At 69.4% G+C, this 12,984-nt stretch carries 12 protein-coding genes; 8 read left to right on the top strand and 4 right to left on the bottom strand.

Annotated features, from left to right (window positions below):
• Positions 1 to 720 (top strand): GGDEF domain-containing protein (locus ACOMD9_RS18830; protein WP_421417523.1); only part of this gene is annotated, 720 nt, incomplete at its 5' end.
• Positions 721 to 724: 4 nt separating this feature from the next.
• On the opposite strand, the gene trxC is transcribed toward ACOMD9_RS18830, so the two are convergent.
• On the bottom strand, positions 725 to 1,165 hold the full coding sequence (trxC, locus tag ACOMD9_RS18825) for a thioredoxin TrxC (RefSeq protein ID WP_421417522.1): 441 nt from the start codon (positions 1,163 to 1,165) through the stop codon (positions 725 to 727).
• A gap of 322 nt (positions 1,166 to 1,487) precedes the next feature.
• Here trxC and ACOMD9_RS18820 point away from each other — a divergent pair, with 322 nt between their 5' ends.
• Entirely contained in the window at positions 1,488 to 3,284 is a 1,797-nt protein-coding gene (locus ACOMD9_RS18820; RefSeq protein WP_421417521.1) for an ABC transporter transmembrane domain-containing protein, read from the top strand.
• 14 nt (positions 3,285 to 3,298) lie between these two features.
• Here ACOMD9_RS18820 and ACOMD9_RS18815 read toward each other — a convergent pair whose 3' ends face one another.
• Positions 3,299 to 5,674: a DNA polymerase II gene (locus ACOMD9_RS18815; protein ID WP_421417520.1), complete on the bottom strand. Its 2,376-nt coding sequence runs from the start codon at positions 5,672 to 5,674 to the stop codon at positions 3,299 to 3,301.
• 46 nt (positions 5,675 to 5,720) lie between these two features.
• Positions 5,721 to 6,491 carry a metallophosphoesterase gene (locus tag ACOMD9_RS18810; protein WP_421417519.1) on the bottom strand — a complete coding sequence of 257 codons (771 nt, stop codon included), beginning with the start codon at positions 6,489 to 6,491 and terminating at the stop codon, positions 5,721 to 5,723.
• A 514-nt stretch (positions 6,492 to 7,005) separates the two neighbouring features.
• On the opposite strand from ACOMD9_RS18810, the gene ACOMD9_RS18805 reads away from it, so the two are divergent.
• From ACOMD9_RS18805 to ACOMD9_RS18785, 5 genes are all read left to right on the top strand, one after another.
• Positions 7,006 to 7,887 carry an NAD(P)-dependent oxidoreductase gene (locus tag ACOMD9_RS18805; protein ID WP_421417518.1) on the top strand — a complete coding sequence of 294 codons (882 nt, stop codon included), beginning with the start codon at positions 7,006 to 7,008 and terminating at the stop codon, positions 7,885 to 7,887.
• 352 nt (positions 7,888 to 8,239) lie between these two features.
• Positions 8,240 to 9,094 (top strand): AAA family ATPase, encoded by an 855-nt coding sequence (locus tag ACOMD9_RS18800; protein ID WP_421417517.1) that lies wholly within the window; start codon positions 8,240 to 8,242, stop codon positions 9,092 to 9,094.
• 3 nt (positions 9,095 to 9,097) lie between these two features.
• Positions 9,098 to 10,276 carry a vWA domain-containing protein gene (locus ACOMD9_RS18795; RefSeq protein ID WP_421417516.1) on the top strand — a complete coding sequence of 393 codons (1,179 nt, stop codon included), beginning with the start codon at positions 9,098 to 9,100 and terminating at the stop codon, positions 10,274 to 10,276.
• Between the two features lie 117 nt (positions 10,277 to 10,393).
• Entirely contained in the window at positions 10,394 to 11,026 is a 633-nt protein-coding gene (locus tag ACOMD9_RS18790; protein ID WP_421417515.1) for a nucleotidyl cyclase domain-containing protein, read from the top strand.
• The gene (locus ACOMD9_RS18785) at positions 11,019 to 11,777 is read left to right on the top strand and encodes a DUF3307 domain-containing protein (protein ID WP_421417514.1); all 759 of its coding nucleotides are present in this window, start codon (positions 11,019 to 11,021) and stop codon (positions 11,775 to 11,777) included. Before ACOMD9_RS18790 ends, ACOMD9_RS18785 begins: the two co-directional genes overlap by 8 nt.
• Before the next feature lie 9 nt (positions 11,778 to 11,786).
• Here ACOMD9_RS18785 and ACOMD9_RS18780 read toward each other — a convergent pair whose 3' ends face one another.
• The gene (locus ACOMD9_RS18780) at positions 11,787 to 12,224 is read right to left on the bottom strand and encodes a hypothetical protein (protein WP_421417513.1); all 438 of its coding nucleotides are present in this window, start codon (positions 12,222 to 12,224) and stop codon (positions 11,787 to 11,789) included.
• A 131-nt stretch (positions 12,225 to 12,355) separates the two neighbouring features.
• Here ACOMD9_RS18780 and ACOMD9_RS18775 point away from each other — a divergent pair, with 131 nt between their 5' ends.
• Positions 12,356 to 12,949 (top strand): GNAT family N-acetyltransferase, encoded by a 594-nt coding sequence (locus ACOMD9_RS18775; protein WP_421417512.1) that lies wholly within the window; start codon positions 12,356 to 12,358, stop codon positions 12,947 to 12,949.
• Positions 12,950 to 12,984 lie beyond the last annotated feature (35 nt).

The raw sequence follows: 12,984 nt of genomic DNA, 5'->3' as shown, positions 1-12,984 counted from the left end.
CCGCTGCCCGGTGCCGTGATGGCCAGCAGCCTGATGCTGCTGGGCTTCGTCAACCTGCTCGGCTGGATGACGGTGACACGGCTGAACCGGTTGCAGCGCGAGCAGTTCGCCTCGCTGCTGGAGGAGCGCGAGGCCAACCGTCAGCTGCAGGCCGAGATCGAGGAGCGCAGGCAGCTGGAAGAGCAGCTGCGCTACATGGCATGCACCGACGACCTGACCGGCATCGCCAACCGGCGGCGCTTCTTCGAGCTGGCCGCGCGGGAACTGCGACGCACGCGGCGCGACGGTGTTCCCCTGGCGATCTGCATGGTCGACATCGACCTGTTCAAGAGCCTCAACGATCGCCATGGCCATGCCATGGGCGACCTGGTGCTGACTACCGTGGCGGGCTGCTGCCAGTCGGTGCTCCGCGAGACCGACATCATCGGCCGCTACGGTGGCGAGGAGTTCGTCATCGCCCTGCCCCAGGCCAACCTGCATACCGCCAGGGACATCGCCGAACGCCTGCGCGAGAGGGTCGCCAGCCTGGCCCTGCCGATGCTCCCCGAGCGAACCCCGCTGTCGGTGACGGTGGGCATCAGCCGGGTCGAGCCGGACGAGACACGACTGGAGCCCGCCCTGCTGCGTGCCGACCAGGCCCTCTACGAGGGCAAGGCGAAGGGCCGCAACTGCGTGATGGTCGCCTACCAGGGGCCCTCGCTCTCGGCCGTGGAGGCGTGAGCCCTCACTGGACCAGGTGCGGTTCGAGCCACTGCCGCAGCTGGGCTTCCTGCAACAGTCCGGGCTGACGGGCCACCTCGCGCCCATCGCGGAACACGATCAGGGTGGGAATGCTGCGAATGCCGAACTGCCCGGCGAGGGCCGGCTCCGCCTCGGTATCGAGCTTGGCGAAGCGCAGGCGGGGCTCCAGGTCACGGGCGGCCGCAGCGAAGATCGGCGCCATCATCTTGCAGGGTCCGCACCAGCTGGCCCAGAAGTCCACCACCACCGGTAGCGTGCTGCGCCCCACCAGGGCATTGAAGTTGGCACCGGTCAGCGCCACCGGCTCGCCGGTGAAGAGCCGCTGCCTGCACTTGCCGCAGATCGGGCCATCGCCCAGCTTCGCCCGGCTGACGCGGTTGATGGCCAGACAGTGCGGGCACGCCAGGGTAAGGGAATCGGACACGTCGCATCTCCTGTTCGCGGTGGATCGCCCTCGAATATGACCCCGTCCCACCCCGGCTTCAAGCGACATGGCGTCGCGCTCATGCCTTGCCGATCAGGACCTCGTCGGGCCCGCGCAGCCGGGGCGCCGACGTGCCGGCAACGACCTCGCGCCTGCCGCGGTCATCGGCCTCGACCTGCGACACGGCCCGATCCATGGCCGCTGCGGGAGCCGGAGCCGATGGCTGGCGCACCGGCCCCGCCCGGGGGTGCCCGGGCCATGCAGGCCGCCCGCGACACTGCTATGGTGCCCCTTCCAGCCACCATTCCGTTCGAGGCACCCGATGAGCTCACCCCCGGATCCGCGGGTCCTGCTGCGACTGCTGGGGTTGCTGCGCCCCTACCGCTGGCGGCTGGTGCTGGCCGGGCTCGCCCTGATGGCCGCCGCCTCGAGCGTGCTGCTGCTCGGCCAGGGACTGCGCCTGGTGATCGACCAGGGCTTCCTCGCCGAGGACCGGGCACGGCTCAACCAGGCACTCGTCATGATGCTCGCCGTGGTGACCGTGCTGGCGATGGCCTCGGCGCTGCGCTACTACCTGGTGACCTGGATCGGCGAGCGCCTGGCCGCCGACCTGCGCCGCCGGGTCTTCGACCACCTGCTGGAGCTGGAGCCCGGGTTCTTCGAAAGCTCGCTCGACCCCGCCCATGGGGCCGGCGAGATCACCTCGCGGCTGACCGCCGACACCAGCGTACTGCAGAGCCTGTTCGGTTCCTCGGTCTCGCTGGCCCTGCGCAACCTGCTGATGCTGTTCGGTGCGGTGAGCCTGATGCTGGTCACCCAGCCATGGCTCTCGGCCATCGTGCTGCTCGGCATTCCGGTCACGGTGCTGCCGATCCTCTGGTTCGGCCGGCGGGTCCGCCGGCTCTCCCGCTACAGCCAGGACCGGGTGGCGGAACTGGGTCGCTACGCCGGCGAATCGCTGGCCGGCATCCGCACCGTCCAGGCCTTCAACCACGAGACCCTGGAGCGGCGCGACTACGGCAGTCGTGTCGAGGAGGCCTTCGCCAGCGCCGTCGAACGCACCCGTCAGCGGGCCTGGCTCACCGGCATCGCCATGCTGGTAGTGTTCGCCGCCGTGGGGGTGATGCTGTGGCAGGGAGGCCAGGCGGTGCTGACCGGCAGCATGACGGCGGGCGAGCTTTCCGCCTTCGTCTTCTATGCGGTGCTGGCCGCCGGTGCCGTGGCGGCCCTGGCCGAGGTGGCCGGCGACGTGCAGCGTGCCGCCGGGGCGGCCGAGCGCCTGCAGGAACTGCTCGATACCCGCCCCCGCATCCATGCACCGGCCAGCCCCACGCCCCTGCCGGATCCCGTGGCCGGCGATATCCGCCTGGAAGGGGTGAGCTTCACCTACCCCGGGCGCGAGGTACCGGCACTCCTGGGGCTCGACCTGCATGTCCGTCCCGGTGAGCGGGTCGCCCTCGTCGGCCCCTCGGGCGGCGGCAAGAGCACCCTCCTCGCCCTGCTGCTGCGCTTCCATGACCCCGACAACGGCAGGCTACGGCTCGACGGCATCGACCTGCGGGACCTGGCTCCCCGGTCGTTGCGTCGCGTCATGGGGCTGGTCTCCCAGGAACCGACGCTGTTCACCGGGACCGCCGCCGACAACCTGCGCTACGGCAAGCCCGAGGCGAGCCTGGCAGAGCTGCGCGATGCGGCCCGGGACGCCAACGCCCTGGATTTCATCGAGTCCCTGCCCCGTGGCTTCGATACGCCCCTCGGCCCCGGCGGGGTGCAGCTCTCCGGCGGCCAGCGCCAGCGCCTGGCGATTGCCCGGGCGCTGCTCAAGAATCCACGGGTACTGCTGCTCGACGAGGCGACCAGTGCCCTGGACGCCGAGAGCGAGCGCCTGGTCCAGGAGGCCCTCGATCGGCTGATGGAAGGCCGTACCAGCCTGGTGATCGCCCACCGCCTGGCCACGGTGGTGGCCGCCGACCGCCTGCTGGTCCTCGAGGAGGGTCGCCTGGTCGCCGCCGGGCGCCATGCGGAGCTGCTCGAAACGAGCCCGCTCTACCGCCACCTGGCCGAGTTGCAGTTCGGGCGGCATCCTGAGGCCGCCGCCGACGCCTCCTCGGTGCCCTGACCCGGCCCGCCGGCTCAGAACAGCCCCAGCTGGCGGTCGATCAGGCTGGCGAAGTCGTCGCCGACGAAGGGCAGGATGGCATCGGCCACCGGCTGCAGCTGGCGGGTCAGGTAGTGGTCGGTGTCGATGGGCGAGTGGTGCGCCTCCAGGGGCTCGGGGCCGGCCACCGTCATCACGTAGCGGATCCAGCCGCCGTTCTGGTACTGGCGCGGCCGGCCCCGCCGCTCGTTCTCCGCATCGGCCAGCCGCGCCGCACGCACGTGGGGCGGCACGTTGCGGCGGTAGTCGTCGAGGCGTCGCCGCAGCCGCTTGCGATAGACGAGCCGCTCGTCGAGTTCCCCCGACCGGGCGCGCTCCAGGAAGGCCTGCACGTAGTCGCGCACGTAGTCCCGCCAGGGCTCGCCGGTGAAGACGCGCCGGTAGAGCTCCTGCTGGAACGCCTTGGCCAGTTCCGTCCAGTCGGTGCGTACCGTCTCGAGCCCCTTGAACACCAGCCGCTCGCCGCCGTCGGCGTCCTGCACCAGGCCGGCGTAGCGCTTCTTGCTGCCCGCCTCGGCGCCGCGGATGGTGGGCATCAGGAAACGCCGGTAGTGAGTCTCGAACTGCAGCTCCAGGGCGCTGTCGAGGCCGTGCTCCGTGGCCAGGTGTTCCCGCCACCAGGCGTTGACCCGGGCCACCAGCCGCCGACCGATCGCCCCGGCGTCGGCCTCTGCATGGGCCCGGCCCAGCCACACGAAGGTGGAGTCGGTATCGCCGTAGATCACCGTATGTCCCTCGGCCTCGATCAGCGCCCGGGTGCGCCGCATGATCTCGTGGCCGCGCATGGTGATCGAGGAGGCGAGGCGGGCGTCGAAGAAGCGACAGCCCTTCGAGCCCAGCACCCCGTAGAAGCTGTTCATGATGATCTTCAACGCCTGGGAGAGCGGGGCATTGCCGGCGCGCTTGGCGGCCTCGCGCCCGGCCCACACCCGTTCGACGATGGCCGGCAGGGCGTGGCGGGTACGCGAGAAGCGTGCGCCGCGAAAGCCCGGCACCGAGGCCGCGTCCGTCGGGTCGGCGAGGCCCTCCACCAGCCCCGCCGGGTCGATCAGGAAGCTGCGGATGATCGAGGGGTAGAGACTCTTGAAGTCGAGCACCAGCACCGAGTCGTAGAGGCCGGGGCGCGAGTCCATGACGAAGCCGCCGGGACTCTCCGCCGGTTCGCCCTCCCCGAGATTGGGCGCCACCAGGCCCAGCCGATGCAGCCGCGGCAGGTAGAGGTGGGTGAAGGCCGCCACCGAGCCGCCGCTGCGGTCGGCGGGCAGGCCGGTCACCGTGGCGCGCTCGAGCAGGAATTCCAGCAGCTCGGCCCTGGCGAAGATCCGCGTGACCAGCTCGCAGTCCTTGAGGTTGTAGCGGGCCAGCGCCGGCTTGTCCTCGGCGAACATGCGCAGGATATCGTCGAGGCGCTGGTAGGGATTGTCGATCGCCTTGCCCTCGCCGAGCAGCGTCCGGGCGACGTTCTCCAGGCTGAACGACGGAAAGCTCCAGGTGGCCGAGCGCAGCGCCTCGATGCCGTCGATGATCAGCCGCCCGGCGGCGGCGGCGAAGAAGTGGTTGGGCTGGTGGCCGTGGGCGCGCCACTCCAGCTCGGCGCCGCCGCGGCCCAGCCGGAGCGGCACGCCGAGTCGCTCGGCATGCTCGCGCAGCACGCGCAGGTCGAACTGCACCAGGTTCCAGCCGATGATGGCGTCGGGGTCGAACTCGGCGAACCAGGCGTTGAGCCGCTGGAGCAGCTCCTCCCGAGAGGCGCAGTAGTCGAGCCGGAAATCGAGCCCGCCCGCCTCGCCCCTGGGCGGCCCCAGCATGTAGACCCGTCGTTGGCCGCAGCCTTCCAGCGCAATGGAGTAGAGCTCGCCCCGGGCGCTGGTCTCGATATCCAGCGACACCGTGCGCAGCCGCGGTCGATAGTCCGAGGCCGGGCGCAGGCGCGCCTCCACCAGGCCGCCCTCCCCGTCCGGCGTGCCGGTCACCGTCACGGGTGCGGTGATGAAGCGCTCCATCAGGTAGCGCTCCGGCGGCCGGACATCGGCCTCGTGGAGCGTGAGGCCGGCCTCGCGCAGGCGACGCTCGAGCCGGGTCAGCTGACGATACTGCGCGCAGTAGAGTCCCAGCACCGGGCGTCGGTGAAAGTCGCGCAGCTCGAGTTCACGCAGGGTGACGCCCGGTTCGCCATCCAGCAGCGCCTCGGCCGCCGCTCGCTGCTCGGCGGGCAGGAAGGCCACCGCGGGCTGCACCGGCAGCTGCACCCTGAGCGGCCCCTCGTCGGTGGCCAGCCAGAGGGTGACCTCTGTGCCCCGGGGGGTGTCCTCCCAGTGGCGGGTCAGGATGAAGCCGTGGCGACTGGGCAAGGGCGCTATCCGCGGCTCGCCAGCCGACAGGCACCGATCGACAGCGTCATGCGTCCTGCACCTCGATGATCAGGTCGGGGGTGAACAGCGGCGGATCGAACTCGTCAGGATAACCGCCGGGGTTGGCGACCACCCGCGTACCGCCGGCCTCCAGATCCACCGGGTCATGGACATGGCCGTGGACCCACAGGTCCATCCGCCCCATCAGCTGCGGCAGATGGGAGGCGAAGGCCGGAGAGAGCCCGTCGCCGCGGTAGCGCGGCGGAATGCAGTCGGCCAGGGGCGCATGGTGGCTGATCACCACGCGCGGGCCCCCGAACGGCCGGGCCAGCTCCGCTTCCAGCCAGGCCAGCGCCTCGGCATGCAGGCGCCGGCTCTCCCCCGGGGTGAAGACCACGCCTTCCGGCTGCTCGATGATATGGAAATCCGGCATCAGGGCCAGCGCCCTGGCCTCGGTGAGCGCCGGGTCGTGATCGGGCCGGCCGGCGTAGAGGGTGAAGTCCGTCCACAGCGTCGTGCCGTGGAAACGCACGCCGTCCAGCGTCAGCGACCGGTTGTCCAGCAGGTGAATGCCGAGCCGGGCGGCCTCGTCGGCCAGCGCCCGGCGCAGCTCGGGCATGCTGGTCCCGTAGAATTCGTGGTTGCCGGGCACATAGAGGATCGGGGTGCCGGCGAAGCGTTCCGCCGCCCAGCCGAGCCCCCGGGTACCGGCGTGGATATCGCCGGCCAGGATCACCGCGTCGGCCTCCGCTTCAGGCAATGCCCACGGGGTATCGAAGTGTTCCAGGTGCAGGTCCGAGAGGATCCTCAGGCGCATCGTCGGCTCCCTTGCGGCGGGTCGTTCCGGCCAGTGTGATACAGGTGCCGAGCGAACACTACTGGATGACGGGCACCTCGAGGAGGCGCCAGCCGTCCACCCGCCGCATCCCCTCACCATGGGCGATCGTCCGACGACGCATCGCCCCCCTCGGGCAGCGCGCCGCGGGCGCGCACGCCCCACTTGCGCCAGGCATAAAAAAGGTCCCCCGAAGGGGACCAGGAGGAGCACGCCAGCTCACTGGAAAACACAATACGAGAATCGTGCCACTCGAATGAATACCTTTTTGAAACATGGACTTGAGACAAATCCGCAACAAGAGGTGTCCCTGCCGGAAACACCTGGCCGTCACGTTTCTGCACCAGGAGGGAGCTTTCTATCCTGCGGTGCATCATTCCGACACACCGCCGCCGCGCGGCGGCGGGCCGGCTCGAGCGAGGACCACGCCGATTTGCTGGGAAACCCCTCCATCACGCATGCTGCACCTTGAACCCGACTCGCCAGGAGACACTCCATGACATCTCGCCTCGGCTTCATCGGCATCGGCCTGATGGGCAACCCCATGACGCACCGGCTGGTGGAAGCTGGCTTCGAGGTCACCGTGTGGAATCGCACACCGGAGAAGGTCAATGGCCTGAGGGACGCCGGCGCCCGGGTGGCGGACTATATCGGCGAACTGGTCGAGAACGTCGATGTGGTGATGCTGTGCCTGGCCAATACCGAGGTCGTGGAGGAGGTGGTGTTCGGCCCCGAGGGAGTGGCCGCCCACGTCCGCCCCGACCAGCTGCTGATCGACTTCTCCAGCAGTGATCCCGCCGCCACCCGTGAGTTCGCCGTGCGGCTCGAGGGCGAAGCGGGCATACGCTGGGTGGATGCCCCCGTCTCGGGTGGCGTGGCCGGGGCCGAGGCCGGCAGCCTGGCGATCATGTGCGGCGGAGAGGCCGACGACATCGCCGCCATTCGCCCGCTGCTCGCACCGCTCGCCTCCCGGGTCACCCACATGGGGCCGGTGGGCAGTGGCCAGGTCACCAAGGTATGCAACCAGATGATCGTCGGCTGCCAGGCGGCGGTGATCGCCGAGATGGTGGCGCTGGCCGAGTCCAGTGGCGTGGATGCCACCCGGCTGACCGAGGCACTCGCCGGGGGCTTCGCCGACTCGAAGCCCTTCCAGATCCTCACCCCGCGCATGGCCCGGAGCGACTACGAGAACCCGCCCTGGCACCTGCGCACCCTGCTCAAGGACCTGGACATGGCGGTGGCCCAGAGCCAGCGCAGCGGCAGCGCCACCCCCATGAGCGGCCTCGCCGCCCAGCTGATGCGCGCCCACGCCACCCGCGGCCACGCCGAGCACGACCCGGCGATCCTGGTGGAGGCCTACCGCCAGCGGGAGACGTAGGCGCCCAGGGCTATCGCAGTCACCGATACCCGTTAGCGAAAGGCGCCGGGGACCGGTCGTAGAGGGGGTCCTGTGCCAGGGGTGAGGAGCACTGCTCCGAACGGGCTGGCCATGGATGGCCAGCACCGGACCTGCGAGCGAAGCGGGACGCGTGAGCGAAGCAGGGCATCGGTAGCGCCCAGGGAGGGGTTCACAGCGCCCCCTCGTAGGCCTGTCATCGGAACAGCCTTGAGCGTTGCTGCTATCGGCGTTAGCCCTGTGCAAGCGCCGCGCCGGTTTGTCGCCGCCCTCGCCCTTCCGTACACTCGTTTGATTACCCACCAACTCCCGACGACCTGCCGAGGCACGACCCATGGCGTTTGACTCCACCTCCACCTACGTGGCCACCGAGACCCTCAAGCAGGCGGTCAATGCCGCCGTGACCCTCCAGCGCCCGCTGCTGATCAAGGGCGAACCGGGCACCGGCAAGACCCTGCTGGCCGAGGAGCTGGCCGGCTCGCTGGGCACGCAGCTGATCACCTGGCACATCAAGTCCTCCACCAAGGCGGCCCAGGGGCTCTACGAGTACGACGCGGTGAGCCGCCTGCGCGACTCCCAGCTGGGAGTCGAGGGGGTGGAGAACGTCGCCAACTACATCAAGCCCGGCAAGCTGTGGGAGGCCTTCAGCGCGGACGAGCGGGTGGTGTTGCTGATCGACGAGATCGACAAGGCGGACATCGAATTCCCCAACGACCTGCTCCAGGAGCTGGACCGGATGGAATTCCACGTCTACGAGACCGGCGAGACCATCACCGCGAAGCATCGTCCGATCATCGTCATCACCTCCAACAACGAGAAGGAGCTGCCCGACGCCTTCCTGCGCCGCTGCTTCTTCCACTACATCGAGTTCCCCGACCGCGAGACCATGCAGGCCATCGTCGACGTGCACTTCCCGGAGATCGCCCCGCGGCTGGTCGGCGAGGCGCTGGAGGTGTTCTTCGAGCTGCGCCAGGCCCCGGGACTCAAGAAGAAGCCCTCCACCTCGGAGCTGGTGGACTGGCTGAAGCTCCTGATGAGCGACGAACTGGCCCGGGAGGCGCTCTACGGCCGCGATCCGGTCAAGGCGATCCCCCCGCTGGCCGGGGCGCTGGTGAAGAACGAGCAGGACACCCAGCTCCTGGAGCGACTGGCGTTCATGATGCGCCGCCAGGGCAACCAGAGGCGCTGAGTCATGTTCATCGGCCTGTTCGAGACCCTCAAGCGCCACGGCGTCCCGGTGTCGCTGCGCGAGCTGCTCGACCTGCACGCGGTGGTGGAGCACGGCGTGGTGTTCGCCGACATGGAGGCCTTCTACCAGCTGGCGCGCACCGTGATGGTCAAGGATGAGCGCCACTTCGACCGCTTCGATCGCGCCTTCGCCGCCTGGTTCGAGGGGCTGGAGAGCCTGGACGCCGCCATCGAGGCGCTGATCCCCGACGACTGGCTGCGCCGCGAGTTCGAGAAGCAGCTCAGCGAGGAGGAGAAGACCCGGATCGAATCCCTGGGCGGGCTCGAGACGCTGATCGAGACCTTCAAGCAGCGCCTCGAGGAGCAGAAGGAGCGCCACGCCGGCGGCAACAAGTGGATCGGCACCGGCGGCACCAGCCCCTTCGGCGCCTACGGCTACAATCCCGAGGGCATCCGCATCGGCCAGGACGGCTCGCGCCATCGCCGCGCCGTCAAGGTGTGGGACGAACGCCGCTTCCGCGACTACGACGATTCGCTGGAGCTGGGCACCCGCAACATCAAGATGGCCCTGCGAAGGCTGAGGAAGTTCGCCCGCCAGGGAGCCGCGGAGGAATTCGACGTCGACGCCACCATCCGCGAGACGGCCCGCGACGCCGGCCTGCTCAACGTGCGCATGCGCCCCGAGCGCCACAATGCGGTGAAGGTGCTGCTGCTGCTCGACGTGGGCGGCTCCATGGACGACCACATCCGCACCTGCGAGGAGCTCTTCTCGGCGGCGCGCTCGGAGTTCAAGCACCTGGAGCCCTACTACTTCCACAACTGCGTGTACGAGGGGCTGTGGCGGAACAATCATCGCCGCACCAGCGAGCGCATCCCGACGATGGACGTGCTGCACACCTACGGCGCCGACTACCAGGTGGTGATCGTCGGCGATGCCGCCATGTCGCCGTACGAGATCACCCACCCCGGCGGCAGCGTCGAGCACTTCAACGACGAGCCCGGGGCGGTCTGGCTCAAGCGCCTGGTCGACACCTTCCCGCACCTGGCGTGGCTCAATCCCATGCCGCCGCGTGCCTGGGAGTTCACCCACTCCACCCGGCTGATCCGGCAGCTGGTCGAGGACCGCATGTATCCCATGACCCTGGAAGGGCTGGAGAACGCCATGCGCGAACTGGCCCAGTGAGCCCTATCAATAGCCCAAAAAGGCTATTTAATGCATTTATAACCAAAAAAGGCTATTAACTTGCCAAATAGCCTGGGAAGGCTATGATATGAGCAGTCAACTGCCAGGGAAGCCGCCATGGCCCGCCGCATCGCCGTGCTGACCGGTGACGTGATCGACTCGCGCAAGGTCGCCGATACGCGGCGGCTGCACCGCGTGCTCGACACCACCCTGGCCGAACTGGTCGATCGCCACGGCGGTCACGGGGAGCGCTATCGGGGCGATGGTTTCCAGCTCGCCCTGCCCCAGCCAGGAGCGGCCATGACGGCCGCCGTGCAACTCCGCGCCGCCCTGATCCAGCACTCGGAGCCACACCAGCGCTGGGACGCGCGCATCGCCGTGGCGGTCGGGCAGGAGGACAGGGGCATCGCCGCGGCCGATGGCGAGGTCTTCGTGCGCTCGGGGCAGGCCCTGGACACCCTCGAGACCCGCCACCTGGCGGTGGTCCTGCTCGAGGCGCCGGACGAGGCCTGCCCGACGCTGCTGACCCGCTTCCTCGATGACCTGATCGACGGCTGGTCGCGCTATTCCGCCGAGGTCGTCACCCTGAGCCTCGACCGGGCCACCACCCAGCAGGCCCTGGCCGAGCGGCTGGGCATTCGCCAGCCCAGCGTGCACAAGCGCCTGCGCGCCGCCCGCTGGGAGCTGCTGGTCGATACCCTGGCCTATTTCGAGCGACGCCTCGCCGACCGGGAGTCACGGAATGAGTAGCGCCGAGCTGTCGTTGCTGGTGGGGCTGATCCTGGCCCACCTGAGCGGCGATTTCCTGCTGCAACCCCGCGCCTGGGTCGAGGAGCGCTATCGACTCAGGCATCGATCCCCACGCCTGGCACAGCATGCCCTGCTGCATGGCCTGCTGGCGGGGGGCGTGCTGCTGGTCGCCGTCGCGACCGGGCCGGCCACGCGAGGCCCCGCGGCCATCCTGGCCGGCGCCCTGGCGGTCGCCGGCAGCCACTGGCTGATCGACCTGGCAAAGGCACGACTGCCCCCGCAGCAGCTGCGCTGGTTCCTGCTCGACCAGGCCCTGCACCTGCTCGTCCTGCTGGGGGTCTGGCTGGCCTGGCTCGGGACCCCGGCACCGTTGACCGAGGCCCTGCACTGGTTCGTCGAGCCTCAGGTCCTCGGCGTGGCCACGACCTACCTGCTGGTGACTCGACCGCTGTCGATCGCCATCGCCCTGGTCATGCAGCGCTGGAGCAGCGAGATACACGACCCCGGCACCCTGGCCGAGGCCGGGGCACGCATCGGCATGCTGGAACGCTTTCTGGTGCTCACCCTGGTGCTGCTCGACCAGCTGACGGCGGTGGGTTTCCTGCTGGCCGCCAAGTCGGTGCTGCGTTTCGGCGACCTGCGCGAATCCCGGGACCGCAAGCTGACCGAGTACGTGCTGCTCGGCACCCTGCTCAGCGTCGCCTCGACCCTGGTGATCGGGCTGACGCTGCGGCTTCTGCTGGCGCCGTGATCCCCGGGCTCACATCGTCGCCAGGCGCTCCTCGTCGTCGATGCCGGCCATGCGCACCAGGGCCAGGGCCTCGTCCAGCGACTCGACCTCCTCGACCCGGACCCGCTCATTGTCGAGCTTGACTGGCCTGCCGGTCTTCTCGGAGAGCACCCTCTCCAGCGTGGCCACGTCCATGTCCTCCCCGAGCTCGAGGGTGTCGACGCCGGCCGCATCGCGGCTATCGGGCAGGTAGATGGTGCCATTGGAGAAGTCCACCGCGTAGGCGACCACCCCCGGGACGATGAAGAACAGCAGCCCAACGCCGTTGGCGACGGCCACCACCGGGTCGATGCGGCCAGCGACCTGGCCCTTGCGCTCGGGATGGAACAGGGTGCCACAGCCCGCCAGGGCAGTGATCGACACGCCGAGGAGCAGGCCGGTGAGGCCACGACGAAGCGCTGGGTTCATGCAAGGATCTCCTGGGAAAACGGGCAGCCGGTGCCGGGCGTTGCCCGACAAGGCACCGGCAGGCAGAATCGGCACGAGCTTAGCATAGCCGGGCTTCATACGAGCGTTTCCCCTTCCACGGAGGTCTCAGCATGGGCGATATCCGAGTCACCACCTGCCAGGGCCAGGCCATCGCCCCCTGCCTGGATGCCCTGGCCCGCCTGCGTATCCGGGTGTTCCGCGACTTCCCCTATCTCTACGACGGGGACCTCGCCTACGAGGCGGAATACCTGCGCCGCTACGCCGAGTGCCCCGACAGTCTCTTCGTGCTCGCCTTCGATGGCGAGACCTTGGTCGGCGCCGCCACCGGCATGCCGCTGGTCGATGACGTGGAGGCATTCCGCGCCCCCTTCGAGCAGGCCGGCCACGATATCGGGAAGGTCTTCTACTACGGCGAATCGGTGCTCTTGCCGGAGTACCGCGGCCGCGGCATCGGCAAGGCCTTCATGACCGAGCGGGAACGGCACGCGGCGCGGGAGGGGTTCGAGACCGTGGCCTTCTTTGCCGTGGAGCGTCCCGACGACCACCCGCTGAAACCGGAAGGCTATGTACCGCTGCACGGCTTCTGGCATTCGCGGGGCTACCGGCGCCACCCGGAGCTTGCCACCACCTTCCGCTGGAAGGACGTCGGCGAACCCGACGAGACCGACAAGCCGATGGTGTTCTGGCTCAAGTCGCTGGACTGACCCAGCTTTTGCCGCCACCCCGGCTTGGCCGTACA

It is taken from the genome of Halomonas terrestris, assembly GCF_049166755.1.
GTDB lineage: Bacteria > Pseudomonadota > Gammaproteobacteria > Pseudomonadales > Halomonadaceae > Halomonas.
This window is presented reverse-complemented; position numbering and strand designations above follow the sequence as displayed.